Genomic DNA, 24,620 nt, shown 5'->3' on the forward strand with positions numbered 1-24,620 from the left:
AATACGGCGAACGTCGTATGGCTGTCGGCGATCGGCCGCGGTGAGCTGGCAGTGTGGGGCAGCGCCGTGCTGTTCCGCTGCTCGGAGGGGAACGTCATGAGATTGCTGTTTCGACCAGCCGTAGTGTTCATCACCGGCACGTTGGCATTGGCAGGTTCCGTCGTCGCACCTGCGAGTGCGGGGCAGGTGGACGCGGCGCCGGTGCTCGACTGGAGCCGGTACGCCACGCAGGTGATCGTCGCGGGGCGCCCACCGGCCAGTTCCGAAGTACTGCTCGGAATCGTGCACGTGGCGATCGCCGACACCGTGGCCGGGCTCGGGTACGGCCGTCCGTTCCAGGTCGCCGTACGACCGGATCGGAAAACGTCCGCCGCGGCCGCGGTCGCCACTGCGGCGTACGACGTACTGCGGGCCCGCGTACCGTCACCCGGGCTGGAAACGACGTACGCCGACTACCTGGCCGGTGTACCGGACGGGGGCGGCAAGACGCGAGGTATCCAGCTGGGCCGAGCCGTGGCGGCGGGCGTACTCGCGTGGCGCGCGGGCGACGGCCTGAGCAACGCCGTGCCGTACGTGCAGGCCCCACCAGGTCCAGGCGTGTGGGAGCCGACGGCCGAGACACCTCCTGTCGACATCGTGCTGACGCAGGTCAGGCCGCTGGCGCTGCGCTCTCGTGCACAGTTCCGCCCGGACGGGCCGTATCCGCTGACCAGTAAGCGTTACGCGCGTGACGTCGCCGAGGTGGCTTCAGTGGGTCGCAAGGACAGCCCGACGCGTACGGCGGCCCAGACGGAAACGGCGATGTTCTGGTCCGAGCAGACGGCTCAGCAGTGGAGCCGGGCGCTGCTGCAGTTGGCCTCTGACCGGCACCTCTCGCTGGGTAGTGCCGCGCAGATGCTGGCGCTGGCCCACGTCTCGGCCGGCGACGCGGTCATCGCCTGCTGGGACGCCAAGTTCCACTACCTGTCGTGGCGGCCGGTCCACGCCATCCAGCGCGCCGACACCGACGGAAACCGTCGTACTCAGGCTGATTCGACGTGGCAGGCCCTGCTGAACGTCAACCACCCGGAGTACCCGTCCGGCCACGCATGCCTCACCGCGGGCGTGACAGGTGCGCTGCAGGCCTTCTTCCACACGGGCAGGGTCCCTCTGACAATGACCAGTCTGGTCACGAACACCACCCGCTCCTACGCAGACCTGGCCGCGGTACGCAGCGACGTCCGTGGGGCCCGGATCCTGGCCGGCCTGCATTTCCGCCACTCCATGCTCGACGGCGAAGCACTGGGCAGCCAGGTGGCGGCGTGGGTCGCTACTGGACGGCCAGGGCGGCTAGGCCAGTCGTGAGGATGCCTTTGGTCACCTGGAGCGCGTAGGGCTCCTCCGGGCCGGTGATGGCCTGGTGGGACCAGCCGACGACGTCTTCGAAGGCTCTGACGTGCCGGTAGTAGTGGACGGCTTCCTGGTCGACGGTGTGGGGCCCATAGCCGGCCAGGAAGGCGTCCATCTGGTCAGTCGTGGTGGGACCGACGTCGGCCATGCCGCCGAGCATGAACATCAGGTCCTGTTCGCGGGGCGCGAAGATGACGTCGTCCCAGTCGATCAGGTGCAGCCCGTCCCGGATCAGGACGTTGCCCAGATGCGGGTCGCCGTGGCAGACGACCCGCGGGCCGGTCGGCGCGGGAGGCCGGTTGGTGAGCAGGTCCTCGATGATGTGGTCGTACTGCTTCCACACCGCGGCCAGCTCCTCCTCGACCTCACCCTCGGGCGTCTCCAGCCGCGTCCGCACCTCCGCCGCGAGAGCCGGCGTCCGCGCGTCGATATGGCTGTGCTTCGGCAGCGCGTCCCGCAGCCGGTGGGGCGGCTCGGCGTCGTGCACGCGCCGCAGCAACGCGCCGTACTCGGACCACTGCTCGTCCGTCAGCCCCGTCCGCGCCGCCCGCGGCCCGTCGATCCACGGCGTGATCGTCAACCGCTTCTTCGCATGCACGCTCCACAGGCCGCCCTCGACGGTCCGGATCATCTCCGGTACGCCGGGCAGCCCGGAATCGGCCAGAAACGCCGCGACCTGATGCCCCGTGTTCGTCCCCGCGCCGCTCCACTTCACGGCGTACACGTTGGTCGCCGTACTCACCCGCCACACCTGCGCGGCGATATCCGCCCCCTCCGCCACCGGTGTGAGCTCCACCACGTCGAGCCCGAAGTCCGCCAGCAACCACTTCCGCATCAGCGTCTCGCCCACGACGCCAGCATGCCCGGCAAACAGCTCGGTAGCGAGCCGATTACCGGGCAGATGGGTCAGCGGTAGTTCACGAACTGGACGGCGAAGTCGTAGTCCTGCGACTTGATCAGCGACTGGACGGCCTGGAGGTCGTCGCGGCTCTTGCTCGACACCCGCAGCTCGTCGCCCTGGATCTGCGCCTTGACGCCCTTCGGGCCCTCGTCGCGGATCAGCTTCGAGATCTTCTTCGCGTTCTCCTGCGTGATCCCGGCGTCGATCGTCGCGTTGATCTTGTAGATCTTCCCGGACAGCTTCGGCTCGTCGGCCTCCAGCCCCTTGAGCGAGATCTGCCGCTTCACCAGCTTGTCCTTGAACACGTCCAGGACGGCACTCACCCGCTCCTCGGTGTTCGCCTGCATGTCGATCGCCTCACCGGACCACTTGATCCCGGCGTCGACGTTCTTGAAGTCGAACCGCTGGCTGATCTCCTTCGCCGCCTGGTTCACGGCGTTGTCCACCTCCTGACGGTCCACCTTGTTCACGATGTCGAAGGAGGACTCCGAAGCCATGGGCACTTCCTTTCCGATTTGCTGTCAGGGCCACTACCTGTTGTATCGTCTCCCACGCCGGTTCACGAACCGGCAGCACCCTGGCGGGTTGCCCGAGCGGCCAAAGGGAGCAGACTGTAAATCTGTCGGCGTATGCCTACGCAGGTTCGAACCCTGCACCCGCCACGAAGGCGATGGGCGAGGTGTGTCGCGCAGTTCCTGCGCTGACCGCCTCGCCTTCGTCGTGTTGTGCGGCTGCGCTTCGCTTGCCGCAGGCGGGGGCTCCGCCACCCGCACCCCCTGCGCCTTCGCTTCGCTCGGCGGTGGGGGTCGGGTTTGCCTGTTAGCTCCGGTCCCGTGCCTTCGCTTCGCTCGGCGGTTGGGGCGGGTTTGCCTGTTAGCTCCGGATCCCTGCGCTTCGCTTCGCTCGCTCGGTGGTGGGGTGGGTTCGCCGGTTACTCGCGGGTTGATGTGTAGGGTCAGGCCTCCGGTCAGGTGTTCTGGGGAGGACTGCTCGATGAAGCTTCGGCGCTGTGCACTTGCTCTGGCTGCGTTCGGACTGGTGGCTGCCGGCACCACTACCACTGCTTCTGCGGCGCCCGCCGCTGCGGCGCAGGTGTGTTACAACTCGGTCGTCTGGCCTACCAAGGCGAACGTCGTGGACACGGTCGACATCACCGCGCACAAGCCGCCGACCCCGGTGACGCCGCCGTACGTGTACTCGAAGTTCTTCGCCAGCCGCTACATGGACAGGTGGTACCTGGCGTGGAACGCCACGGGCACGCAGTACTACGCCTTCGGCCTGTTCCTGCTGGGCTCGAACCTGTACCGGCAGACGACCGTCTTCTCGGGGTCGAGGCCGTGGCAGTCGAAGGCGGTTCGGGTCGGTACCGGCTGGGGGAGCTTCAAGTCCATCGCCACCTCGAACTATCCCCTCAAGGGGTCCCGGCCCGCGTACCTGTACGGCCTGAACACCAACGGCAACCTGTACCGCTACGCCCCGAACGGCACCGGTTACCGGTCGGCGGGCTCGTTCGCCGGTTTCCGGGGCTTCAAGGCGATGACGATGATCAGCGAGGAGCGCACGTACGACACCCTGCTGATGACGACGACGGCCGGCGCGCTCTACACCATCCACATCCCGATCACCGCCGGTGCGAAGCCGGTGGTGAAGCTGGTCCGGAAGTCCGGGTGGGCGGCGTTCGAGTCGCTGGCCGTCAACAAGTGCGGCGTCAACGGCCCGACGGTCATCATCGCCGTCGACCACGACACCCAGGCCGGCTACCAGTACGGCTTCAGCAAGTTCAACGGCACAGCCACCGCGATGGTGTCGTACGGCAAGGTGCCGGCGGTCTTCAACGGGCTGAACCACACCTCTCAGGTCGGATTCCAGGACATCCTCCTGGGCGAGTAACGGCCTCGTCGGCCTCGGACCGCAGGGAATAGGGTCGGCTCGGGCGGGAGTTGAAGGTTGCGACGGAGTGTCTGAGCGAGGAGAACGATGAAACCCACCGAGTTCGTGAAGGTGAACGGTCAGTTCTGGGGGGAGCACCTCAAGGGAGTGGCCGGGCATCTGCCGGTGAGTCACCGCAGCGAGTTGCCGGGGCCGATGCTGTTCCCGCGGATGATGGTGCTGACCGAGACGCCGGACTGGAACATCCTCGAGCTCGTCGGGCTCAGCCGCGAGTACCGCAGCCTCGAGGTCCGGCGGCAGAAGGTGGGCAGCATCGAGGAGTACTTCGGGCTCGGCGGCGGCCGCACCGTGGTCGCGAACCTGCAGGGGCAGAACTGGTTCAAGGACGCGACGATCGCGACCGAGGCCGGCCGGAAAACGCTGGTCGAGCAGTTTCCGCAGGCCGGAAACATGCTCGGCGAAGAGGTCGTCGGCCCGGCCGACGAGGTGCTGCGGTTCGCGCCCGGAAACTACTCGACCTTCGACCGCGCCCTGCTCGTGCAGACGTCGGGAGACTCGCTGCGGGCGCACTGGGTGTTCTTCGCGCTGGCGATCCACCGGTCGGAGCCGGCCGACAAGTACCTCGATTTCCTGCGGAACTACATCAACTCCCGCCCGCACCTCGACCCGGTGGGCACGATCAGCCTGCCGATCGACCCGGCCGCGCTGAAGGCCGACGCGTTCGAGAGCACCTACCTCGCGCACGGCCTGCAGGACAGCGGCGTCGACGATTTCCTGGACAAGCACGAGGGCATTCTGCTGTCGGCGTTCGACGCGACGAAGCTGGTCCGCCGGCCGGCGCTCGGCGACCTGCACCCGGACTTCATCCTCGAGCGCTCCGACGGCAACCACATCGTCGGGCGGCTCGAGCTCCCGGTCGTCGACTCCGTGAACGGAAAGAAGCGGCGCCGCGTTTTCCGTACGCCGGTGCAGGACAGCGCGGCCGAGCTCGCGCAGTACGCCGAGTACCTGAAGAACGCGGAGAACCGCGCGCAGGTGAAGTCGAAGTACGACGTCGACGTCGCCGACCCGCGCCAGGTCCTGATCGTCTCCTCCCACGAGCCGGTCACCCCGGCCGCCGGCGTGGAGGTCATCGACTACGACACCATCCTCCGCTTCCACCTCGCCACGAACGGCTGACGCGCCTCCCAGCACCGTGCCCCGGCCGACCGGCCTGGTACTTCCGTAGGGTCTGCCTATGGAGTACTTCGTCTACGGCCGGGACACGGTGGATGGCTTCGACATCAAGGTCGCTCTGAACGAAGAGCACTGGACCTTCATGGACGGGTACGCCGACGGGCTGATCGCCCGCGGCCCGACGCTGACCGAGGACGGCGAACGGACCACCGGCAGCCTGCACATCGTCGACCTGCCCGACGACGAGGCGGTCCGATCCTTCGCGTACGACGAGCCGTACTATCGCGCCGGCGCCTTCGAAACCGTGGAGATCCACCGTTTCCGCAACCACTACCCAGGCCGCACGATGTGGGACTTCACCGGCAAGGCTGAACGCCGCTACCTGGCAGTCACCAAGGACGCCCCGCGACCGCTCACCTCGGAACACCTGATCATGTACGGCGACCTGCTCGACGGCGACACCCACATCGGCCGCGCCGCACTCCTGGAAGCCCCGTCCGCCGAAGCAGCCGCCGCACTGATCCAGGCCGAAGCCGCCGAAATCCACCCCTGGGAATTCGGCGGCCGGCGGTAGTTCACCCGCTGACGAGACGATCCGCGACAACCTGGGCGACGCGCCGGCCGTCAGCCGAGGTGTCGCCCAGCCCGCACGTTCATGTGGTTCAGCCCGTCGAACTCCAGGTACTCGAACCCGATACCTTCCAGCACCGGCCGCAGCCGCCGGAAACGCCGGATCGCGGGGTCGGTCGTGCCGAGGTAGGCAATCTTGGCGGTACGCGATGCGTGCGCCCGAGCGCTCGACGTACCGGTAGGTCATCAGATGATGGATTGCAGGGCGGTTGCCAGGGTTTGGCGGGTTGTGGCGGGGAGGTTTGCCGTCAGGGTGTTGATGCGGTCGACGACGGCGTTGTGGGCGTCGTGGGCCAGGGACAGGCCCTCGGGGGTCAACTCGATCTGACAGGCGCGGCGGTCGGTCGGGCTGGGGATGCGGGCCACCAGGGTGCGGCGCTCCAGGCGGTCGACCATGCTCGTCAGGCTGGAGCGTTCGATGCTCAGGATGCGGCTGAGCTCGGTCATGCCCAGCGGTCCGGCGATCAGCACGCACAGGAGGTGCGCCTGTTGCGGGGTGAGGCCGAGCGGGCGACTGGTCTCGGCGTGCACGTCCTGCAGGCGGTGCATGGTCTGCACCAGCGCACTCGCGAGGTCGGTGTCCCGGGCCGTCGTCGTCACCATGCCTCCATGATAGTCCGCTGCCCTAATAGTTTGTGGTTCGAATGATTCGTGCTACAACTAGTTAGAACAGCGAACTACCTGAGGAGTACGACATGAACGTGCGGTTCGGATACGGCTCGCCGGACGCGGTACGGGAGGCCGGCGCGATCGTCCGGCTGGCGCAGCAGGCGGACCGGGACGGTCTCGACCACGTCAGCCTCGCGGACCACCCGTACGTCGCGGACATGCTCGACGGGTACGCCGCGATCGCGTTCGTCCTCGGACGCACCGAGCGGCTGTCCGCGTTCGTGAACGTGACCAACCTGCCGCTACGACCCGCGCCGGTCCTCGCCCGGACAGCGACCTCGCTGTCGGCGCTGTCCGGCGGCCGCTTCGTCCTCGGCCTCGGCGCCGGCGGAGCGTGGGACCGGATCACGATGATGGGGGTGCCGGAGTTGCGCCCGGCCCAGGCGGTCGAGGCGTTCGAGGAGGCGATGCAGCTCGTCCACTCACTGTCGGACGGAGGTACGCCGACGCCGACGAAGCACTACCCGATCGGCGCGCTCCGCCCGGCCGCCGTACCCGCGCCGCTGATCTGGACCGGCTCGAACGGCCCGAAATCGCTGGCCGCGACCGGCCGGAACGCCGACGGCTGGATCCCCGGCCATGCCGCCGACTGGCTCAGCGACCGGTACCGCTGGTCCCGCCCGATCATCGACGAGGCGGCCCTGTCGGCCGGACGGAAACCGTCGGACGTGGCGACCGTCTACAACTTCCCCGGCGCGATCACCGCGACCCCGCTGCCCCGCACCCGCGACGAGGACGGGCGCTGGCTCGGCGGATCGCCGGCGCAATGGGTCGAGGAGCTCACCGACGCGATCCTCAACCACGACGCAGGCGGTTTCACGCTGTTTCCGCGCGGCACCGACCCGTTCGAGACGCAGCTCTCCCGCTGGTCGCAGGAGGTCGTCCCCGCCGTCCGCGCCGCAATCAGCTGACCGACGCGAAGCCGGCCGAGCCCAGCCGAGAACGCGAGGCGGGCCGCGACCCAGCCAAGGACGCGAGGTCGGCCGCGACCAGCCGAGCGACGCGAGGGATCAGCTGAGGGATGCGAGGTCGGTCGCGGACAGTTCGAGCTTGCCGGCCGCGACGTTCTCCTCGAGGTGCCGGACGCTGCCGGTGCCGGGAATCGCGAGGATGTTGGGGGAGCGGTGCAGCGTCCAGGCGAGGCGGATCTGCTGCGGCGTGGCGTCGCGGGCCGCGGCGACCGCGTCGACGGCGGCCGAGGAGGCGGCGTCGGCGATGGATCCGAAGGGGACGTAAGCGATCCCCTGCTCAGCACAGAAGCGGATCACCTCGTCCTCGTCGCCGCGGCGGTCGAGGGCGTAGCTGTTCTGCACGCACACGACCGGCGCGATCGCGAGCGCTTCCCGGACGTGTTCGAGCCGCACGTTCGAGACGCCGAGCTGCCGGATCAGACCCTCGTCCCGCAGCGCCACGAGCCACCCGAACCGCTCCGCGAGCGAGCCGTCGCCGGTGATCCGCAGGTTCACGACGTCCAGACGGTCGACGCCGAGCTGCCGCCGATTGGTCTCCACCTGCTCGCGCAGCTCCGCGGCTGTCGTCGCGTTGTAGAACCCGCGCTCCGGATCGGTGCCCGGCCCGACCTTCGTCACGATCACGAGATCGGCAGGGTACGGCGCCAGCGCCTCGCGGATCAGCTCGTTCGCGGACCCGCAGAACGCGGCCGTGTCGATGTGGTTGACGCCGAGCTCGACCGCGCGACGCAGTACGGCGAGCGCGGCCGGTCGATCCGGGCCGGCCTTGATCCGCATCGCTCCGAAACCGAGCCGGCCGACGGCGACGTCACCCAACTGCCATGTGGTCATTCCTCGATCGCTCCTCGGACCGCGCGCAGGTGCTGCCGGAACGTCAGCGACGGGTCGGCGGCCCGGCGCTCGAGGTACTGCGCGAAGCTCACCTGCTCGCGCAACGACCGCCCGGCCCGGATCGCGTCCGCCTGCCGGCGCTCGGTGTCCCGGATCGACTCCGCCAGCCCGAACAGCTCCTCCAGCCGATCCGCCGGGACGAAGATCGCGCCGTCCTCGTCCGCCAGGACGACGTCGTCCCGGGTCACCGTCCAGTCGCCGATCGTTGCCGTGGACAACGCATCGGCCGGCTGCGGGTCGAGCCGCAGCGGACCGGTCGGCAAGGCGCCGAGGCTGAACACCGGCAGGCCGATCGCGGCGATGTCGACGGTGTCCCGGTGCAGTCCCCAGATCACGATCCCCACCACACCGGCGGCCGCGGCCTCCAGCGCGACCAGGTCGCCGACGCAGGCCTCGTCCCGCCGTCCGCCGTTGTCGACGACCAGTACGTCGCCGTCGGCCGCGGACTCGAACGCCTCCAGGAAAACGTCGACACTTCCGACGTGCTGCGCCGGTAGCACCCGGCCCGCGACCCGGCTGCCGGTCACCGCCGTCAACGAGACTGTCCGCACGGGAACCTTGGCCCGCAGACAAGCATCGGCCACATGCGCCGTCGTCAGCCCGGCAAACCGCTCCAGCATGCCCATCACTCCTCAGGTGGTGCCCAACGACAGGAGGTCTCTCTGCCCTCCCCGCTCGCAGTCTGCTCCCGAACCGCGCCCGGTGGGGGCATGTCCTGTCGTTAGGTACCTCACTCCCGGCGGAGGAAGGCGAGGATCTCGTCCAGCGGCGGCTCGGTGGTGGTGTCCACGATCAGCGAGGGAACCGGGAGATCGACGGCCTGGAAGGCGTTGTGGGTCCGCAGCCGCGCGTCCGGGCTGATCTGCTTGTCCTCGTGCGCCGCCCGGCGCGGGTCGCTGGTCGTCCGGGCGGTGATCCGCTGCAGCGCGACCTCCGCCGGGACCGTGCAGTGCAGGATCCGGAGGTCGGCGCGGCCGAGCAGCGGGCTCAGGCCGGGCGTCCACAACCGGTCCTGGAACGCCGCCTCCGCGACCACCGTCGTACCGCGGCCGACCAGCAGGCCGATCACGTCGAAGAACGTCGACAGCGTGCGCATCGTCAGCGGGTCGCCGGGGCCCGGCACGAATCCGGGGGTGGCGTGCGCCATGCCTTCCTTGATCTCGTCGCGGCAGATCGCCGGGCAGCCGATCGCCGTCGCGATCCGGTGCGCCAGCGTCGTCTTGCCGGTCCCGGGAGGACCACTGACCACGACGAGCATCGGTTTCGGCTGCACCCGCCGTACCTTATCCGTCACCGTGGGCGCTCGGTGTAAACCGCGTGTCAGGAACTGTCGGAGGCCGCCTCTAGCGTGGCTTCCGTGACCACGTACTCGGCGGTGCGGACGACCGGGATCTACTGCCGGCCGGGCTGCGGAGCCAAGCCGCTGGCGGAAAACGTGAGCACTTTCGAGCTGCCTGCCGCCGCGGAGGCGGCCGGGTATCGCGCCTGCCTGCGCTGCCGGCCGTACCGGGTGGCCGGGACGGTCGCGGACGAGACCCCCGAGCTGGTCTGCCGCGCGGTGCAGCTGATCATCGCCGGCCTGCTCGACGAGGCCGGCGAGGAGGCGTTGGGGGCGCGGCTGGGGGTGTCGGCGCGGCACCTCCGGCGGATGTTCCACGAGCACCTGGGGGTCACGCCGGACCAGTTCGCCCGCTCCCGCCGGGCGCATTTCGCGCGCCGTCTGCTGGACGACACCGACCTCGGCATCGCGGAGGTCGCGTTCGCGGCCGGGTTCGGCAGCCTGCGGCAGTTCAACCGGGCGATGCGGGAGATCTTCCGGGCCACGCCGCGGGAGCTGCGCGACCGGCGCCGCCGCGGCGATCGCCTCGCGGCCGACGGCGGGCTGGTGCTGCGGCTGCCGTTCACCCCGCCGTACGACTGGGAGGCCATGAGTTCGTATCTCGGTGCGCGGGCGGTCCCGGGCGTCGAGTCGGTCGTGGACGGTGTGTACCGGCGGACGATCTCGCTCGACGGCGAGCCCGGCCTGCTGGAGATCGGTGCGGGCGGCGAAGATCACCTGATCCTGCGCGCGCACCTGCCGTTCTGGGAGGGCGTCATCCATGTCGTCGACCGGGCCGCGCGCCTGGTCGGGCTCGACTGCGAGCCGGTCCGTGCGCGTGCGCACTTGTCCGCGGATCCGGAGCTCGGGCCGCTGGTGACGGCGCGGCCCGGCGTTCGCGTGCCTGGGGCGTGGGGCCCGTTCGAGGTCGCCGTCCAGGCCGTTGTCCGGGACCGGCTCGCTCCGGACGAGTCGAGCGACGCGCTGCGCAAGCTCGTCGAGGTGTACGGCGTGCCGGTGCCCGGCCTCGGCCATGGCCTGACCCACGCGTTCCCCGGGCCGGAGGCGCTGGCCGCGGCGGAAATGATCGGGCCGTTCGCCCGGGAAGTTGCTAACGGCAACATCAGGCTGGCGGACGCGGAGACGCTGGTCCCGGCGCTGGAGACTGTTGTCAGCCGCCGAGCGGCGCAGGAGATCGCGCTGCGCCTGGGCGCCCGGGACGCCTGGCCGCTCGGCGGCGAGGTCGAGCACCTCCGCCCATGGCGCTCGCTCGCCGCCGTCTACCAGCTCGTCGCCTAGACTCCGACGGTCATTCCCCCATAGGTGCCACTGGTCAGCAGCTCCTTGGCCGCGGCCGTCGCGAGTGCGTACGCCGCGCTGGTGATGGCCGGCCCGACGCTGATCCGCGCCACGCCGACCTCCGCGAGCTCGGCGACCGACGGCGCCCCCGGACCGGCCATCACGTTGAGCGGCAGCGGCGAGTCCCGGACGAGTCCGGCGATCGTCGGCAGGTCGACCACGCCCGGTACGAACAGCACGTCCGCGCCGGCGTCGGCGTACAGCTTCGCCCGCTCGATCGTTCCGGTCCGGTCGCCGAACAGGTACGTATCGGTTCGTGCGTTGATCACCAGGCCGGCGTCGACGGCGCGGGCCGCCTTGATCCGCGCGGCGTGCACGTCCGGTTCGTCGAGGACTCGTTCGGTGCTGTCCTCGAGGTTGATGCCGACGGCGCCTGCCTCGAGCACCGCGGCGACAGTGCCCGCGACGTCGCCGTACCCGGCCTCGACGTCGACCGTCACCGGCACCGAGACCGCCGCGCACACCGCGCGGATCATCGTGAGCGCCGCCGACTGCGTCAGCTCGCCCGCGTCGTCGACGCCGAATGCCCAGGCGACACCTGTGCTCGTCGTCGCGATCGCCGCGGCGCCCGCGGCCTCGATCGCCCGCGCCGAGCCGGCGTCCCAGGCGTTCGGCAGCACGAGCGCCGGCTGCCCGTGCAGTTCCCGCAGCTGCCGTGCCAGGTCGTTCACAGGCTGACCAGCAGTTCGTGGTCGACCTCGACGAACTCGACGATCAGGTCGGCGAACCGGCCCGCGATCAATTCCTTGTACGCCGCCGACCCGGTGTGCGCGTCGTACGCCGCCTGGTCCGCGAAGTGCTCGACGAACAACAGGTAATCCGGGGTCGCCGGGTCGCGGTACACCCGGAAGGACAGCGTGCCCTCCTCGGCGCCCGGCCCCTTCGGCGCGAACTCCTGCACGATCGCCTCGGCGGCCGCCTGGTTGCCGTCCTTCAGCTTGATCGGAAACACCTTTGCCAGCATCGGATTCCTCCCTGGGTTGCGAAGTACTGCAAGGTTCGCGCGTCCGGGCGGTCCGGTCCGGCCATATTCGGTCATGAACTTCGTCTCGAATAACAAGACGATATGTCTCATTCAGCAAGATTCTGGATTAGCGTGGGACGCGATCGGTGAGGGCAAAGGAGCCTGGCATGAACAACGTCTACACCCACGGCCACCACGAGTCGGTGCTGCGGTCGCACAGTTGGCGGACCGCGCAGAACTCGGCCGGCTACCTGCTCGAGCAGCTGCGGCCGGGGATGTCGCTGCTCGACGTCGGCGCCGGTCCCGGCACGATCACCGCCGATCTCGCCCGCCTGGTCGGGCCCGGCCGGACGACGGCGCTGGAGGCGAACGCCGCAGCGCTCGACATCACCAGGGCAGCGTTCGAGAACCTGGATCTCGACGTCGAGTTCGTCGTCGGTGACGTCCACGCGCTGGACCTGCCCGACGACACGTACGACGTCGTGCACGCGCACCAGGTCCTGCAACACGTGGCCGATCCGGTGCAGGCGCTGCGGGAGATGCGGCGCGTCTGCAAGCCCGGCGGCATCGTCGCGGTCCGCGACTCCGACTATCACGGGTTCGTCTGGTACCCGCAGCTTCCCGAGCTGGACGAGTGGATGGAGCTCTACCAGCGGATGGCGCGCGCCAACAGCGGCGAACCGGACGCGGGCCGGCGGCTGCTGTCGTGGGCGCTCGCGGCCGGCTTCGACAATGTCGAGGCGACCACGTCGACCTGGGCGTTCACGAACCCCGCGGACCGTGCGTTCTGGGGCGGCATGTGGGCGGACCGGATCCTCCAGTCGGCGCTCGCGGACCAGGCGCGCGCGTCCGGCGTACCGGAGGAGACGCTGACCGCGATCTCACAGGCCTGGCGAACCTGGACGGATACCCCCGACGCCACGATCTCGATCCTGCACGGCGAGATCCTCTGCAGGGCGTGAGACCACCGGCGCTAGCGGACGCGGCGCTGGCGGGAGATCTCGTAGAGGACGGCGGTCGCGGCGTTGGCGGCGTTGAGCGAGCTCGCTGATCCGGTGATCGGGATCCGGACCAGGTGATCGGCGGCGTCCTTCCACGCCGTACTCAGGCCGGCTGTCTCGTTCCCGATCAGCAGCAGCACCGGCTGGGTGAAGTCGAAGGCGTCCACGTCGGTCGGCCCGTGCTCGTCGGTGCCGACCACGACGACGGGCACCGCGGACCGGCGTACCCAGTCGAGGACCTCGCGATGCGACGGCGCGCGGACGGCGGGGACCGCGAACAGCGATCCCGTCGTCGCGCGCACCGCCTTCGGGTCGTAGACGTCGGCGGCGTGTCCGGTCACGATCACGCCGTCGGCCCCGAACGCGTCGGCGGACCGGATGATCGACCCGATGTTCCCCGGTCCGGTCGGCCGGTCGAAGACGACGCCGAGGAACTCCGGCCCGACCGGGATCCGCTCGAGCTCGTCGGCCGGCAGTTCCAGTACGGCGATCAGCTCGGGATCGTCCTTCTCGCCGAGCTCGGCCAGCAGCTCCGGCGCCATCGCGACCCGCTCGACGTCCGGCAGCCGGCCGAGCAGGTCCGAAGCCCAGCGGGACAACGGGCGGGACGCGTCGGTGATGACCGTGCGCACCGGCCAGCCGTTGTCGACGGCAACCGATATCGGCCGGACGCCTTGCACCAGGAACTCGCCGGACCGTTGCCGCTTGGTGCGATTGGTCAGCGACGCCTGCCACACCTGGAACCGGGCGTTCCGCGACGAGATCCGTTGCACCGGGCTCATTTTACGACGGCGTCCGCTCCGCCGGCGGCGCGGTCGACTCGCGCACGATCAGCTCCGGACGGAACAGCAACGACTGGCCCTGCGTCGGCCCGGAGTCGTCGAGCCGGGCCCGGAGCTGCGTGAAGGCGGCCGCGGCCATCTCCTTCATCGGCTGCCGGACCGTGGTCAGCGTCGGCGCGTAGAGGTCCGCGAGCACGATGTCGTCGAAGCCGACCACCGAGACGTCCTTGCCCACCTCGAGCCCGCCGTCGCGCAGCCCGCGGCACACGCCGAGCGCGCACATGTCGTTGATCGCGACGATCCCGGTCGGCGGCTCCTCCAGCGCCAGCAGCTCGGCCGCGGCGGCGCGCCCCAGCTCGGAGGCCTCGACGTCACCGAAGTCGTCCGCGTCGCCCTTGACCGGCGCGCGCACCGACGTCGCCGGGTCGATCCCCGCCTGCTCGAGGGCGGCCGTGAACCCGCGGTACCGCTCCTTGCGGTTGACGCTCGCCAGTGCGCCGGACACGAACGCCAGCCGGCGGTGCCCGAGATCGGTGAGGTGTTGCGCGGCGAGCTGGCTGCCGATCGCGTTGTCGACGCTGATGCTGACCAGCGACGCCGGATCCCCGGCCTGCGACGTCCGGTCGAAGGCGACGAGCTGCAGCCCGCGCTCGACGAGCGGCATCACGTGCTCGAGCGACGGCAGCGACGAGCACAGTACGACGCCGTGGACGCCATCGGCCCACAACTCGTCGACGTAGTCGCGCTCGCGGCGCGGATCGCGCTCGGAGTTGCAGAGCAGGACGTGGTACCCCTCGGCCAGCGCCGCGGACTCCAGGTGTCGCGCGAGCGCACCCCAGAACGGGTTGCCCACCGACGGGACGACCAGCCCGATCGTGGTGTTCCGGCCGGTCCGGAGCTGCCGGGCGGCCCGGTTCGGCCGGTAGCCGAGCTTGTCGATCGCGCGCTCGATCCGCTGCCGGGTCTCGGGCAGCATCCGGTGGTTGCGCCCGTTGAGCAGGTTCGACACCGTGCTCGGCGAGACGCCCGCCTCGGTCGCGACCTGCTGGATCGTCACCTCGCCAGTTCTCAATTCACCGCCCACCCGCGCATTCTGTCACCCCGTGGTGCTGCCGTATCGCAGTGCAACGATGCATCAGGTCTCGCCGAAAGTCCAGTGACAGCTTGTCGGCGTCCACCTCTTGACGTGTCGCGAAATCCGTTCCTAGCATGCGGTGCATCGTTGCACCAGTCGCGCACCGCTGCGCCGCTCTGGCTGGTAGATCGTTGCACCACTCCTCTTCCGCAGCACCACGAAAGGCGCGCCATGGAGTACACCCGCAGATCAGTCCTGACCGCCCTCGGGCTCGGCGCCGTCGCCGCGGCCACCGGGTGCTCCGCGTCGGGCGGCACCACCCAGGCGGCCGCCGACGGGCCCGTCGAAGGCGAGATCAGCCTGCTCACCCCGCTGTTCGAGGGCAGCACCGGCAAGGAGTTGCTGGAGGGCAAGCTGCTGCCGGCGTTCAAGCAGAAGAACCCGAACGTCACGGTCAAGGTCGACTACACGACGTACGCCGCCCTGAACGAGAAGATCACCACCAGCCTGGCCGGCGGCCTGATGCCGGACGTCGTGATGCTCGGCGTCGGCTGGATCCCGCCGTTCGCGCACAAGAAGGTGCTCGCGCCGCTACCCGACGAGCTCGCCAAGCGGTACGACTACGAGGACCGCGTCCTCGAGCCGTCGCGGTTCGACGGCAAGCTGTACGCGTTGCCGATGGTCCTGGACACCCGCATCGTCACCTACCGCAAGGACCTGTTCGCCGAGGCCGGGATCACCGCGCCGCCGAAGGACTGGGCCGAGCTGCGGTCGATGGCGAAGGAGCTGGCGCGGACCGATGCCTCCGGCAAACTCACCCGGGTCGGGTTCGACCCGTTCTCGATCGATCTGCGGCAGTGCTGGGAGACGTTCCTGTTCGCCAACGACGGGAACCTGTTCGACGAGGCCGGGCAGCAGGTCAAGTTCGACGACGAGCGTGGTGTCGAGGCGCTGCAGCTGTTCCTCGACGTCATCAAGGACAAGTCCGCGGACTACTCGTTCAAGTCGTCGGCCGGTCAGCCGACCACGCTGCAGCAGGGCCGCTCCGCGATGATGATGTCGAACAACTCGCTCTGGGTGCAGCTGAAGAAGCAGAACCCGGAGTTGCTCGCGGAGGACAAGGTCGGCGCGTTCATCCTGGCCAACAAGGTGCCCGCGATGCTGCAGGGCGGCACGATGGTGGCGCGCTCGGCCTCGTCCAAGCACGCCGCCGCGGCCCAGGCGCTGGTCGAGTTCATGGGAACGCCGGAATCGATCTTGCCGACCGCGGAACAGCGCGGTTCCGTGCCTGGCGTCCAGGACCTACGGACCTCGGACTATGTGAAGAACAACGGTTTCGTGAAGCTTGCCCTGGACAACATGAGCAAGGCCCGCTCGGAGGGCGGTACGGCGGCCTGGATGGAGATCCGGGAGAAGATCAAGACCACGCTGGAGACCGCCGTGGTCGGCAAGCGGACTGCCAAGGAAGCGATCGACGAGCTCGCGAACCTGAGCAAGGAAGCGATCTCGCGGCTGTGAGCGGAACGATGGTGTCGACGCGGGACCGGGTGCGGGCGGCCGCACCCGGACCGTCCGCAGCCCCGCCGCGGCAGCGGGGGCTGCTGCGCGCCCGCCGCCGCGCCGGTCTGCTGATGGTCGCGCCCGCCGTGCTGCACGCGCTGATCTGGATCGGCATTCCGCTGGTCGCCGCGGTCGTGCTGAGCTTCACGTCGTACGACGTCCTGACGCCGCCGCGGTTCGTCGGGCTGGAAAATTTCCGCGACCTGGTTTCCGACAGCGTTTTCCGGCGCGCCGTGCTGAACACCAGTATCTACACGTTCTTCACCGTTCCGGTGGCGATGGCGATCGCGCTGCTGATCGCGCTGATGCTGAACACCCGGCTGGCCGGGCGGGCGATCTTCCGGACCGCGATCTTCATCCCGCAGGTGACCGCGACGATCGCCGTTGCGCTCGTGTGGCTGTGGATCTACGACCCGCGCAGCGGCCTCGCCAACGCCGTCCTGTCGTTCCTCGGGCTGGACGGTCCGGCCTGGCTGTCCTCGACGGACTGGGCGATGCCGGCCGTGATCGTGGTTGGGATCTGGCAGGGGATCGGCCTGAAGATGCTGATCTACCTGGCGGCGCTGCAGAGCCTGCCGACCGACCTGTACGAGGCGGCGTCGGTGGACGGCGCCTCGAAGGTCCGGCAATTCTTCAGCCTCACCCTGCCGCTGCTGCGGCCGGCGACGTTCTTCGTCTTCGTCACCTCGGTGATCGGCGCGTTCCAGTCCTTCGACCAGGTGTACATCCTGACCGACGGCGGGCCGGCGAACAGCACGACGATGATGACGTACGAGATCTACAAGTCCGCGTTCCGGGAGTTCCGGATGGGATACGCGTGCGCGCAGAGCCTGGTGTTGTTCGCGCTGCTGCTGTTCCTGACCCTGCTGAACCGGCGAATCACCGGAGGTGACCGTGCCACCCGTTGAGACCTCTACGCGGGTCCGGACCGGCCGGATCGCGCTGTATCTGACGCTCACCGCGATCTCGTGCGTGATGATCGTGCCGTTCGTCTGGATGCTGCTGACCTCGGTGAAGACGCCGGGCGACATCGCCGCGGTTCCGCCCCGGTTGTTCCCCACGGAATGGGCTCTCGGAAACTACGCCGACGCGTTGCGGGCGGCTCCGTTCGCGACGTACGCGCGGAACAGTTTCGTGATCGCTTTCAGCCACACCGTGCTCAACGTGCTGATCGCGTCGATGGCCGGGTACGCGCTGGCGCGGTTGCGGTTCCGGGGGAGTTCGCTGATCTTCCTCGGGTTCGTCGGGGCGCTGATGATCCCGACGTACACCAAGATCCTGCCGGAGTTCCTGATCGTGCGGTTCATGCCGCTGTTCGGCGGGAACGACATCACCGGGCAGGGCGGCACCGGGTGGCTGGACACCTGGTGGGCGCTGATCATCCCGGGCGCGGTGAGTCCGTTCTCGGTGTTCCTGTTCCGGCAGTTCTACCTGGACCTGCCGGTGGAACTGGAGGAGGCGGCCCGGCTGGACGGCCTCGGTGAGCTCGGCATCTACGCGCGGATCATGACGCCGCTGGTGAAACCCGCGTTCATCACCGTCGCGCTGCTCACCTTCGAGGGGTCGTGGAACAACTTCCTCTGGCCGCTGCTGGTGACCAAGAGCGACAGCCTGCGGGTGATCCAGGTCGGACTGTCCGTGTTCCGCACCGAGAACGACACCCAGTGGGCGTTCCTGATGGCCGGCACCACGCTGGCCACCGTGCCGATGGTGGTGCTGTTCCTGATCGGGCAGCGCTACTTCGTCCAAGGTTTCGCGACCGCGGGCATCAAATGACAATCGACGGAAGGACTGTTTCTATGACCGGGGAACTGCAGGGGACGCGCGCGCTGGTGACCGGGGCCGGGCACGGCATCGGCCGCGGGATCGCGCTCGGCCTGGCGGCGGCCGGCGCGGACGTGGTGGTGCACTACGGAAAGTCTGCCGCCGCGGCCGCGCAGACCGTTTCCGGCATCGAGGAACTCGGCCGGAAGGCGATCGCGGTCGGCGCCGACGTGACCTCGACGGCGGAGGTCGACCGGCTGCTCGACGAAACGGCCGGTTTCCTCGGCGGCCTCGACGTGCTGGTCTGCAACGCCGGCCACCTGATCGGGCGGGTCCCGGTCGAGGAGATGACCGACGAGCACTACCAGCAGGTCGTGGACGTGAACCTGGGCGCGACGTTCCGGACCACCCGGGCCGCGATTCCGCACCTCGCGCAGTCGGCGAACCCGCGGATCGTCACGATGGCCTCGCTCGCCGCGCACAACGGCGGCGGTCCCGGCTCGGTGATCTACGCGGCGGCGAAGGCCGGGATCCGCGGGTTCACCAAGGGGCTGGCGAAGGAGCTCGGGCCGCGTGGGATCACGGTCAACGCGGTCGCGCCCGGGTACATCGCGGACACCGCGTTTCATAACACGTTTTCCACGGTCCAGGCGCAGACGAACATGGTCGCCGGTACGCCGATCGGCCGCGCCGGGCAGGTCGAGGACGTGGCGAACGCGGTCCGGTTCCTCGCGCTGCCGGCGTCCGGGTACCTGACCGGCATCACCATCGACATCGACGGTGGCACGTGGCCGCGTTGAGCCCGCCGACGGAGCGCGGTGGCTGGTGGCACGAGTACGTGTGTCCCGCACACGGTGTCGAGCTGGCGCACGTCGGATTCGATTCCGGGAACTTTCCGGAGGGCGGCGTTCGGTGTTCCTACGGTTGCCGGGTCGACACCCCCGCGGTCCGCGGCGCGTGGACGGTCCTCGCCCATCACTTCTGGGCGCGGCGGATCCGGCTGCTCTCGTACGACGGGGGCGGCGCCGACCTGCTCACGTCGTACGCGAGGTTGTACTCCGAGCTCACGAAAGCGGGCGAGCACGAGCAGGCGCAGGGGTGGATGCAGCGCGGACGGTTGTTCCACCAGGCGCTGACCGATGCGGTGTGGGGTGTGCCGATCGCCCACTCGATCCTGAACCTGGCCGGCCGGGCCGAGCTGGGGGAGACGCTCCCGATGCTCGACGACATGGTCGCCGGAGCACGCCGGGCGCGCGACGCGATGGTTGCCCAGGACAAGTTCTCCTCGAACTACACCGCGTGGTTCAACGCCCTCGGGACGACCGCGAGTCAGGCGGCCGCTGCTGTTCGGGGCGAGAGCTGGTCCGGTGCGGAGGAGTGGTTGACCGGTGAATGCGGCCAGTTCGAGCATATGGAGGTCGCGGCCGGCGAGGACGGCTGGGAGTGGGAAGGAAGCACGTACTACCACGGCTTCGTTCTGCGGGCCTATCTGCTGAGTCTGCGCGGTCTCGATCCGGAATCGGTGCCTGATCGCCTGGAGCGGATGATCGCGGCGCTGGCCTCGATCGCCACCGACGGCGGCATCCTTCCGGCCCTCCACGACGGTCCGTATCTCCGGGCTCCATTGGCCTTGGAGTGGCTGGAGATCGCTTCGCTCGCCCGCCAGTTCACCACCGCGTACGACCTGAGTGCTGTTGCGGCCCGGGCGCTGGCGGAGGTCGGCCCCGAGTACGACGGCCTCGAGGACAAGCTGATTAACTGGTTCAGCGGGCCACCCCGCACCGCAACCTCAGTCGCTCAGGCTGCCCCGGCTGACGGGTCATTCCTGGTCAGTTCTTTCTACGCTGTGCTTCGCGTGCCCGGTCTTCAGGCGATCCTCGACCACGGCCCGCACGGCGGTTCCCACGGGCACCACGACAAGCTCGCGCTCTATCTGTACGGCGCGACGACGCCGTGGCAGCCCGACCCCGGCCAGGTGCCGTACGGCCATGCCGAGTGGCGCTCGCACTACAAATCCGCCGCCGCGCACCCGACGATCCGCATCGACGGCCTCGAACCTGCCGAGGCGACCGGCCGGCTGACCTCCGACGCCGAGTCGGTGACGGCCACCGTCGACGGCTGGTACGACGGTGTCCGCGCGGCACGGAAACTCATTTCCGGAACCAGTTACCTGGTCGATGTCGTCCGGGTGACGGCGGATCGCGAGCGCGAGATCGTGCTGCAGTTCCGCCCGGACGTCGACCTCACCGTGGAGGTCGGTCCGGACGCGGTACGGACGACGTGGGCGGGCGACGAGACGCTGTACGGCTACCACCTCGCCGACGCCGTACCGGTGACCCGCCCGGGCCCCGGTCCGGCCGACGATCCGCAGCGGACCCGGACCTGGCTCGACTGGACAGTTGTCGGCGCGACCGCGACGTACTGCTCCGTCTACTCGACCACACCGCTCGACGTGCGGCTGGAAGGCGACGTCATCACGGTCGACGGGAACGACCACGCGATCGGAGGGCTGTGATGTTCGACGATCGCATCGGCGAAGTACGCGCCGGCCTCGACGGACGGTACGCCGCGCAGTGGCGGCGGTTGCGTGAGCAGTGCGACTGGTACCGAACGCAGACCCCGCCGACCGAGCATCCGTCCGCGAGCATCACGTACTTCGGCCCGGCCGCCGCCAACCTCGCGCTGGCTTATCGTCTGACCGACCACGAGGGATACCGCGTCGAGGCGGAGCGCTGGATCTCGGCCGCGATCGGCTTCCCGCACTGGGGCAAGGCTCACCTCCCGGACCACGACCTCGACGCGGGTTGGCTGCTGCACGGGCTGTCCCTCGCGTACACCTGGCTGGGCGACGACTTCGCTCTGGCCGGCGACCTCCGCGCCAAGCTCGAGCTCCAGGGGTCGCGGCTGTACGAGTTCGCCGTCGAGACCGAGGGCTCGTGGTGGAGCTCGTCGTACTGGCAGAACCACAACTGGATCTGCTACACCGGGCTCGCCGCGGCCGGCTACGCGCTGGGCCGCACCGAATGGACCGAGCGCGCCAAGCGGAACTTCGAGACGGTCGTCGAGTTGCTGCCGGCGGACGGGTCCGACATGGAGGGCGTCGTCTACTGGCGGTACGGCGTTCCGTGGCTGGCGACGTACCTGGACCTGCTGCAGGACCGGGAGGGCCTCGACTGGTGGCAGCGCTGCCGGTTCCTCGCGAACACGTTTTCCTACCGGCTGCAGCAATGTGCGCCGGGATTCGAGGAGAACATCGATCACGGCGACTGCCACGACCGGCGCAGCGGACACAGCGTCGCGCTGTACCGGAAACTCGCTTCCGCGTACCGGATCGGCGAGGCACAGTGGCTCGCCGATCTCGTGTCCGAGCGCTTCTTCTGGCGGGAGGCGTACGCGAGCGGTGTGAAACCCGGCGTGATGCCCGAGGCGTACCTCGAGCTGCTCTGGTACGACGACTCGCTGTCGCCGGTCGATCCCGCGAAGAACACGCCGCTGTCCGCGTACTTTCCGGACCTCGGCCTCGTCACGGCGCGGACCGGATGGGACGACGAGGCAACGATGGTGTCGTTCAAGGCCGCGCCGGGCGGTGGGCATCAGGCGTGGGAGACATCGCACCGGCTGGACCGCGAGCGCGGCTGGGACACGCTGAGCGCCGGGCATCATCACCCCGACTCGGGATCGTTCGTGCTGACCTCGCGCGGCGCTTTCCTGGCCGTGGACGAGGGATACAGCAACCGCAAGCGCGCGGGCGACCACAACCTGATCCTGGTCGACGGCCTCGGGTACGCCGACGAGGACCGGTACCACGTCTACAAAGGAATCCCGTACGAACGCCGGGCGCGTATGGTCGACGTCCACGCGGCCGACGGGATGGCCCACGCCACAGCACAGATCGCGGCGATGTACCCGCCCGAGCTGGGCATCACCCGACTCGACCGGACCCTCGTCTTCACGCCCGCGGGCCGACTCGTCCTGCTCGACCGGTGCGCGGCCGAGGCACCGCGTGACTGGACACTGTTGCTGCACGCCGACTGGCCGATCGAGTACGGCGACGAGATCGCGCTGCGGTCGGGATCCGCGCAAGCCTGGGTCCGACTGCACACACCGCTGACCGTGGAGTCCGCCGTGACCGAGGTCGAGGCCAACCCGACGTCCAGCACGCCCAGCCTCCGCCTGACCCGCACCATGCACACGCTCCGGGCCACCGCCCTCCAGACGACGAACGCCACCCTGCTCACAACCATCGAACCCACGTCGTCGCTGCACCCGGCACCACCGACCGCACGCCGCCTCGACCTCGCCCGCGGCCACGGAGTCGCCTTCGCCGACGAGACCGTGCTGCTCGCCGACGACGAGGGCACCATCGAAGGCGCCGACCTCCAGCCTGATTGGGCCGGCGCGGGGATCCGCGCGGTCATCGTGACGACCGGCGGGCGGATCACGGTATGACCGGGGGAGGGCTCGGCCGGCGCGCACTCGATTGGCTCGGCTGGATCGCGAGCCCGGCGATGGCCGGCGCGGCTTTCACGATCCTGTGCCTGGGGATCGTGACGTGGCTGCCGGCCCTGGCGGCGGTCGGGTTCGCGCTCAACCGGTGGCGGACCGACGGCGACACGCGGTGCTTCACAGGGGTGTTCGCCGGATGGCGCACGTACTGGCGCCCACTGCTCCCGCACTCGGTGCTGGTGACGATCGCCGCGATGATTGCCGCCAGCAACTTGGCGTTCCTTTCCGGCCGTTCCGGGCCGCTCGTCCTGACGCTGTTCATGATCCACGTCGGCCTGGTCGCCGCCGCGGTCACCTATCACCTCGCGCTCGCGGTCGCCGCGGGCCGCCACCCGTCCGGATCAGCCGCCGACTGGCGTCGTACGGCGTTCCGCCTGGCCTTCACCTCCGTCGCGCGCGGCACCGCACTCCTCGGCGCCGCCGTCGCCGCACCGGTCTTCTCGCTCCCGATACCAGCAGGTCCCTTGCTCCTCGGCACCACAATCCCGGTTCTGGTCGGCCTGCTCGTCGCCGACCGTCCATAGGCAGCAACCGCCCACTCAGGAGGACCACCATGTCCAGAGCTGTCCCGATCCTGCTTCTCGGCGCCGCGCTGGCGCTGCCAGCGGTCCCGGCGCACGCCGCGAGCGACTACTACGTCGCCACCACCGGCAGCGACGCCAACTCGGGTACGTCCAGCGGTACGCCGTTCGCGACGATCCAGAAAGCGCTTGACGTCGCTCCGCGCGGCGCGACCGTACACCTTGCCTCCGGCACCTATCTCCAGGACGCGGTGACGATCCGGTCCGGGGTCACGATCACCGGTCCGTCGAGCGCGGTCGTGAAAGGCGCCGGAAACTCGCGCATCCTCCAGATCCAGCACGACGGCGTGACGCTGGACGGGTTCACGATCGACGGCTTGTTCGGGTCGTCGTCCAGCAAGGCCGGGTACCGGGACAAGCTCGTGTACGTGATGAGCACGTCGCCTGGTGACGGCGTGGGCACGTTGACGATCCGGAACATGCGGTTGAAGAACGCCGGCGGCGAATGCCTGCGGCTGCGGTACCTGATCACGAACGCCGACGTGCACGACAACACCGTCGGCCCGTGCGGCGTGTACGACTTCAAGTTCGGCGACGGCGGCAAGAACGGCGAGGGGATCTACCTCGGCACCGCGCCCGAGCAGCAGGGCGAGAACGGCGCGCCCGACGACCAGCCCGACCGCAGCCGGAACAACCACATCCACGACAACACGATCGCGACGTACGGCAACGAGTGCGTCGACGTGAAGGAGAACTCGACCGCGAACGTCGTCGAGCACAACGACTGCAGCCGGCAGCAGGACCCCAGCTCGGGCGGGCTGGACGCGCGCGGCAACGGAAACACGTTCCGCTACAACACGATCCACGACAACGCCGGCGCCGGCGTCCGCCTCGGCGGCGACACGGAAACCGACGGAACCGACAACAACGTCTACGGAAACACCATCACGAACAACGCCTCCGGCGGCATCAAGTTCATGCGCACACCCCAGGGCCAGATCTGCGGCAACACGATGTCCGGCAACACCGGCGGAAACTCCGTAGGCACCTACGCCACCAACTTCAACCCGACAGCGACCTGCTGATGCCCAGGACACAACACACCCCCGAGGCCGGCGCCGCTCAGGAGGGCTCGCGTCGGGTGTCGTCGGACGGGACGGCTGGTGGGGTGTCGCGACGGGTTGTTCTTGGTGGGACGGCCGGTGGGGTTCTTGGTGGGTTGTTCGGCGCGGTAGGTGCGGGATCGGCGGCCA

At 69.3% G+C, this 24,620-nt stretch carries 25 protein-coding genes and 1 tRNA gene; 16 read left to right on the forward strand and 10 right to left on the reverse strand.

Annotated elements, in window-relative coordinates; genetic code table 11:
* Nucleotides 1–96 precede the first annotated feature (96 nt).
* Complete coding sequence (locus AB0L64_RS22680; RefSeq protein ID WP_363712927.1) at nucleotides 97–1,344, forward strand: vanadium-dependent haloperoxidase; 1,248 nt, start codon at nucleotides 97–99, stop codon at nucleotides 1,342–1,344.
* Here AB0L64_RS22680 and AB0L64_RS22685 read toward each other — a convergent pair.
* Nucleotides 1,310–2,239, reverse strand: a complete 930-nt coding sequence (locus tag AB0L64_RS22685; RefSeq protein WP_363712929.1) for a phosphotransferase — start codon at nucleotides 2,237–2,239, stop codon at nucleotides 1,310–1,312. The two genes, AB0L64_RS22680 and AB0L64_RS22685, sit on opposite strands and share 35 nt — an antisense overlap.
* A gap of 56 nt (nucleotides 2,240–2,295) precedes the next feature.
* Nucleotides 2,296–2,787: a YajQ family cyclic di-GMP-binding protein gene (locus tag AB0L64_RS22690; protein ID WP_355482351.1), complete on the reverse strand. Its 492-nt coding sequence runs from the start codon at nucleotides 2,785–2,787 to the stop codon at nucleotides 2,296–2,298.
* 82 nt (nucleotides 2,788–2,869) lie between these two features.
* On the opposite strand from AB0L64_RS22690, the gene AB0L64_RS22695 reads away from it, so the two are divergent.
* The 4 genes from AB0L64_RS22695 to AB0L64_RS22710 all read left to right on the forward strand — a co-directional run bounded on the left by AB0L64_RS22695 (nucleotide 2,870) and on the right by AB0L64_RS22710 (nucleotide 5,930).
* Nucleotides 2,870–2,952: transfer RNA gene (locus AB0L64_RS22695), tRNA-Tyr, on the forward strand.
* Nucleotides 2,953–3,283: 331 nt separating this feature from the next.
* On the forward strand, nucleotides 3,284–4,180 hold the full coding sequence (locus AB0L64_RS22700) for a hypothetical protein (protein ID WP_363712931.1): 897 nt from the start codon (nucleotides 3,284–3,286) through the stop codon (nucleotides 4,178–4,180).
* Between the two features lie 87 nt (nucleotides 4,181–4,267).
* Nucleotides 4,268–5,359 carry a hypothetical protein gene (locus tag AB0L64_RS22705; RefSeq protein WP_363712933.1) on the forward strand — a complete coding sequence of 364 codons (1,092 nt, stop codon included), beginning with the start codon at nucleotides 4,268–4,270 and terminating at the stop codon, nucleotides 5,357–5,359.
* A 58-nt stretch (nucleotides 5,360–5,417) separates the two neighbouring features.
* On the forward strand, nucleotides 5,418–5,930 hold the full coding sequence (locus tag AB0L64_RS22710) for a YciI family protein (protein ID WP_363712935.1): 513 nt from the start codon (nucleotides 5,418–5,420) through the stop codon (nucleotides 5,928–5,930).
* Between the two features lie 242 nt (nucleotides 5,931–6,172).
* On the opposite strand, the gene AB0L64_RS22715 is transcribed toward AB0L64_RS22710, so the two are convergent.
* A complete protein-coding gene (locus AB0L64_RS22715) occupies nucleotides 6,173–6,589 on the reverse strand; it encodes a MarR family transcriptional regulator (protein ID WP_363712937.1) in 417 nt (138 codons plus the stop codon).
* A gap of 92 nt (nucleotides 6,590–6,681) precedes the next feature.
* On the opposite strand from AB0L64_RS22715, the gene AB0L64_RS22720 reads away from it, so the two are divergent.
* A complete protein-coding gene (locus AB0L64_RS22720) occupies nucleotides 6,682–7,566 on the forward strand; it encodes an LLM class flavin-dependent oxidoreductase (protein ID WP_363712939.1) in 885 nt (294 codons plus the stop codon).
* 99 nt (nucleotides 7,567–7,665) lie between these two features.
* On the opposite strand, the gene AB0L64_RS22725 is transcribed toward AB0L64_RS22720, so the two are convergent.
* The 3 genes from AB0L64_RS22725 to AB0L64_RS22735 form a co-directional block, all read right to left on the reverse strand.
* The gene (locus tag AB0L64_RS22725) at nucleotides 7,666–8,457 is read right to left on the reverse strand and encodes an aldo/keto reductase (RefSeq protein ID WP_363712941.1); all 792 of its coding nucleotides are present in this window, start codon (nucleotides 8,455–8,457) and stop codon (nucleotides 7,666–7,668) included.
* Complete coding sequence (locus AB0L64_RS22730) at nucleotides 8,454–9,137, reverse strand: RraA family protein (protein WP_363712943.1); 684 nt, start codon at nucleotides 9,135–9,137, stop codon at nucleotides 8,454–8,456. Before AB0L64_RS22730 ends, AB0L64_RS22725 begins: the two co-directional genes overlap by 4 nt.
* 110 nt (nucleotides 9,138–9,247) lie before the next feature.
* On the reverse strand, nucleotides 9,248–9,790 hold the full coding sequence (locus AB0L64_RS22735; RefSeq protein ID WP_363712945.1) for an AAA family ATPase: 543 nt from the start codon (nucleotides 9,788–9,790) through the stop codon (nucleotides 9,248–9,250).
* A gap of 84 nt (nucleotides 9,791–9,874) precedes the next feature.
* On the opposite strand from AB0L64_RS22735, the gene AB0L64_RS22740 reads away from it, so the two are divergent.
* Nucleotides 9,875–11,134 (forward strand): AlkA N-terminal domain-containing protein, encoded by a 1,260-nt coding sequence (locus AB0L64_RS22740; protein WP_363712947.1) that lies wholly within the window; start codon nucleotides 9,875–9,877, stop codon nucleotides 11,132–11,134.
* Here the strand turns inward: AB0L64_RS22740 and AB0L64_RS22745 are convergent.
* Both AB0L64_RS22745 and AB0L64_RS22750 read right to left on the reverse strand, forming a co-directional pair.
* Complete coding sequence (locus AB0L64_RS22745) at nucleotides 11,131–11,865, reverse strand: isocitrate lyase/phosphoenolpyruvate mutase family protein (RefSeq protein WP_363712949.1); 735 nt, start codon at nucleotides 11,863–11,865, stop codon at nucleotides 11,131–11,133. The two genes, AB0L64_RS22740 and AB0L64_RS22745, sit on opposite strands and share 4 nt — an antisense overlap.
* The gene (locus AB0L64_RS22750; RefSeq protein ID WP_359939711.1) at nucleotides 11,862–12,158 is read right to left on the reverse strand and encodes an antibiotic biosynthesis monooxygenase; all 297 of its coding nucleotides are present in this window, start codon (nucleotides 12,156–12,158) and stop codon (nucleotides 11,862–11,864) included. Before AB0L64_RS22750 ends, AB0L64_RS22745 begins: the two co-directional genes overlap by 4 nt.
* A 167-nt stretch (nucleotides 12,159–12,325) precedes the next feature.
* Between AB0L64_RS22750 and AB0L64_RS22755 the strand changes: the two genes are divergently transcribed.
* The gene (locus tag AB0L64_RS22755; protein ID WP_363712951.1) at nucleotides 12,326–13,120 is read left to right on the forward strand and encodes a methyltransferase domain-containing protein; all 795 of its coding nucleotides are present in this window, start codon (nucleotides 12,326–12,328) and stop codon (nucleotides 13,118–13,120) included.
* Between the two features lie 11 nt (nucleotides 13,121–13,131).
* On the opposite strand, the gene AB0L64_RS22760 is transcribed toward AB0L64_RS22755, so the two are convergent.
* Nucleotides 13,132–13,941: a TrmH family RNA methyltransferase gene (locus AB0L64_RS22760; RefSeq protein WP_363712953.1), complete on the reverse strand. Its 810-nt coding sequence runs from the start codon at nucleotides 13,939–13,941 to the stop codon at nucleotides 13,132–13,134.
* A 1-nt stretch (nucleotide 13,942) separates the two neighbouring features.
* Nucleotides 13,943–15,025 (reverse strand): LacI family DNA-binding transcriptional regulator, encoded by a 1,083-nt coding sequence (locus AB0L64_RS22765; protein ID WP_363712955.1) that lies wholly within the window; start codon nucleotides 15,023–15,025, stop codon nucleotides 13,943–13,945.
* 222 nt (nucleotides 15,026–15,247) lie between these two features.
* Here AB0L64_RS22765 and AB0L64_RS22770 point away from each other — a divergent pair, with 222 nt between their 5' ends.
* Genes AB0L64_RS22770 through AB0L64_RS22805 form a run of 8 tightly spaced genes read left to right on the forward strand, consistent with a single transcriptional unit; the run spans nucleotide 15,248 to nucleotide 24,452 of the window.
* Nucleotides 15,248–16,534 (forward strand): extracellular solute-binding protein, encoded by a 1,287-nt coding sequence (locus AB0L64_RS22770; RefSeq protein WP_359939699.1) that lies wholly within the window; start codon nucleotides 15,248–15,250, stop codon nucleotides 16,532–16,534.
* Nucleotides 16,531–17,484, forward strand: a complete 954-nt coding sequence (locus tag AB0L64_RS22775; RefSeq protein WP_363712958.1) for a sugar ABC transporter permease — start codon at nucleotides 16,531–16,533, stop codon at nucleotides 17,482–17,484. The genes AB0L64_RS22770 and AB0L64_RS22775 overlap by 4 nt, the downstream gene beginning before the upstream one ends.
* The gene (locus tag AB0L64_RS22780; protein WP_363712960.1) at nucleotides 17,471–18,352 is read left to right on the forward strand and encodes a carbohydrate ABC transporter permease; all 882 of its coding nucleotides are present in this window, start codon (nucleotides 17,471–17,473) and stop codon (nucleotides 18,350–18,352) included. The genes AB0L64_RS22775 and AB0L64_RS22780 overlap by 14 nt, the downstream gene beginning before the upstream one ends.
* A 23-nt stretch (nucleotides 18,353–18,375) precedes the next feature.
* Entirely contained in the window at nucleotides 18,376–19,140 is a 765-nt protein-coding gene (locus AB0L64_RS22785) for an SDR family oxidoreductase (protein ID WP_363712962.1), read from the forward strand.
* Entirely contained in the window at nucleotides 19,128–20,855 is a 1,728-nt protein-coding gene (locus tag AB0L64_RS22790) for a heparinase II/III family protein (RefSeq protein ID WP_363712964.1), read from the forward strand. The genes AB0L64_RS22785 and AB0L64_RS22790 overlap by 13 nt, the downstream gene beginning before the upstream one ends.
* Nucleotides 20,855–22,789, forward strand: coding sequence for a hypothetical protein (locus AB0L64_RS22795; RefSeq protein WP_363712966.1), 1,935 nt, complete (start codon nucleotides 20,855–20,857; stop codon nucleotides 22,787–22,789). The genes AB0L64_RS22790 and AB0L64_RS22795 overlap by 1 nt, the downstream gene beginning before the upstream one ends.
* Entirely contained in the window at nucleotides 22,786–23,370 is a 585-nt protein-coding gene (locus tag AB0L64_RS22800) for a hypothetical protein (RefSeq protein WP_363712968.1), read from the forward strand. Before AB0L64_RS22795 ends, AB0L64_RS22800 begins: the two co-directional genes overlap by 4 nt.
* Nucleotides 23,371–23,399: 29 nt before the next feature.
* Nucleotides 23,400–24,452 (forward strand): right-handed parallel beta-helix repeat-containing protein, encoded by a 1,053-nt coding sequence (locus AB0L64_RS22805; RefSeq protein WP_363712970.1) that lies wholly within the window; start codon nucleotides 23,400–23,402, stop codon nucleotides 24,450–24,452.
* Nucleotides 24,453–24,620: the final 168 nt, after the last annotated feature.

The organism is Kribbella sp. NPDC051936 (assembly GCF_040680955.1).
In the GTDB taxonomy this organism is placed as follows: Bacteria; Actinomycetota; Actinomycetes; order Propionibacteriales; family Kribbellaceae; genus Kribbella.

Bases quoted from the DNA above. Each gene is read 5' to 3' on its own strand.
- AB0L64_RS22680 (WP_363712927.1), top strand. From the start codon at position 97: ATGAGATTGCTGTTTCGACCAGCCGTAGTGTTCATCACCGGCACGTTG.
- AB0L64_RS22690 (WP_355482351.1), bottom strand. From the start codon at position 2,787: ATGGCTTCGGAGTCCTCCTTCGACATCGTGAACAAGGTGGACCGTCAG.
- AB0L64_RS22700 (WP_363712931.1), top strand. From the start codon at position 3,284: ATGAAGCTTCGGCGCTGTGCACTTGCTCTGGCTGCGTTCGGACTGGTG.
- AB0L64_RS22705 (WP_363712933.1), top strand. From the start codon at position 4,268: ATGAAACCCACCGAGTTCGTGAAGGTGAACGGTCAGTTCTGGGGGGAG.
- AB0L64_RS22710 (WP_363712935.1), top strand. From the start codon at position 5,418: ATGGAGTACTTCGTCTACGGCCGGGACACGGTGGATGGCTTCGACATC.
- AB0L64_RS22715 (WP_363712937.1), bottom strand. From the start codon at position 6,589: ATGGTGACGACGACGGCCCGGGACACCGACCTCGCGAGTGCGCTGGTG.
- AB0L64_RS22720 (WP_363712939.1), top strand. From the start codon at position 6,682: ATGAACGTGCGGTTCGGATACGGCTCGCCGGACGCGGTACGGGAGGCC.
- AB0L64_RS22725 (WP_363712941.1), bottom strand. From the start codon at position 8,457: ATGACCACATGGCAGTTGGGTGACGTCGCCGTCGGCCGGCTCGGTTTC.
- AB0L64_RS22730 (WP_363712943.1), bottom strand. From the start codon at position 9,137: ATGCTGGAGCGGTTTGCCGGGCTGACGACGGCGCATGTGGCCGATGCT.
- AB0L64_RS22750 (WP_359939711.1), bottom strand. From the start codon at position 12,158: ATGCTGGCAAAGGTGTTTCCGATCAAGCTGAAGGACGGCAACCAGGCG.
- AB0L64_RS22755 (WP_363712951.1), top strand. From the start codon at position 12,326: ATGAACAACGTCTACACCCACGGCCACCACGAGTCGGTGCTGCGGTCG.
- AB0L64_RS22760 (WP_363712953.1), bottom strand. From the start codon at position 13,941: ATGAGCCCGGTGCAACGGATCTCGTCGCGGAACGCCCGGTTCCAGGTG.
- AB0L64_RS22770 (WP_359939699.1), top strand. From the start codon at position 15,248: ATGGAGTACACCCGCAGATCAGTCCTGACCGCCCTCGGGCTCGGCGCC.
- AB0L64_RS22785 (WP_363712962.1), top strand. From the start codon at position 18,376: ATGACCGGGGAACTGCAGGGGACGCGCGCGCTGGTGACCGGGGCCGGG.
- AB0L64_RS22795 (WP_363712966.1), top strand. From the start codon at position 20,855: ATGTTCGACGATCGCATCGGCGAAGTACGCGCCGGCCTCGACGGACGG.
- AB0L64_RS22800 (WP_363712968.1), top strand. From the start codon at position 22,786: ATGACCGGGGGAGGGCTCGGCCGGCGCGCACTCGATTGGCTCGGCTGG.
- AB0L64_RS22805 (WP_363712970.1), top strand. From the start codon at position 23,400: ATGTCCAGAGCTGTCCCGATCCTGCTTCTCGGCGCCGCGCTGGCGCTG.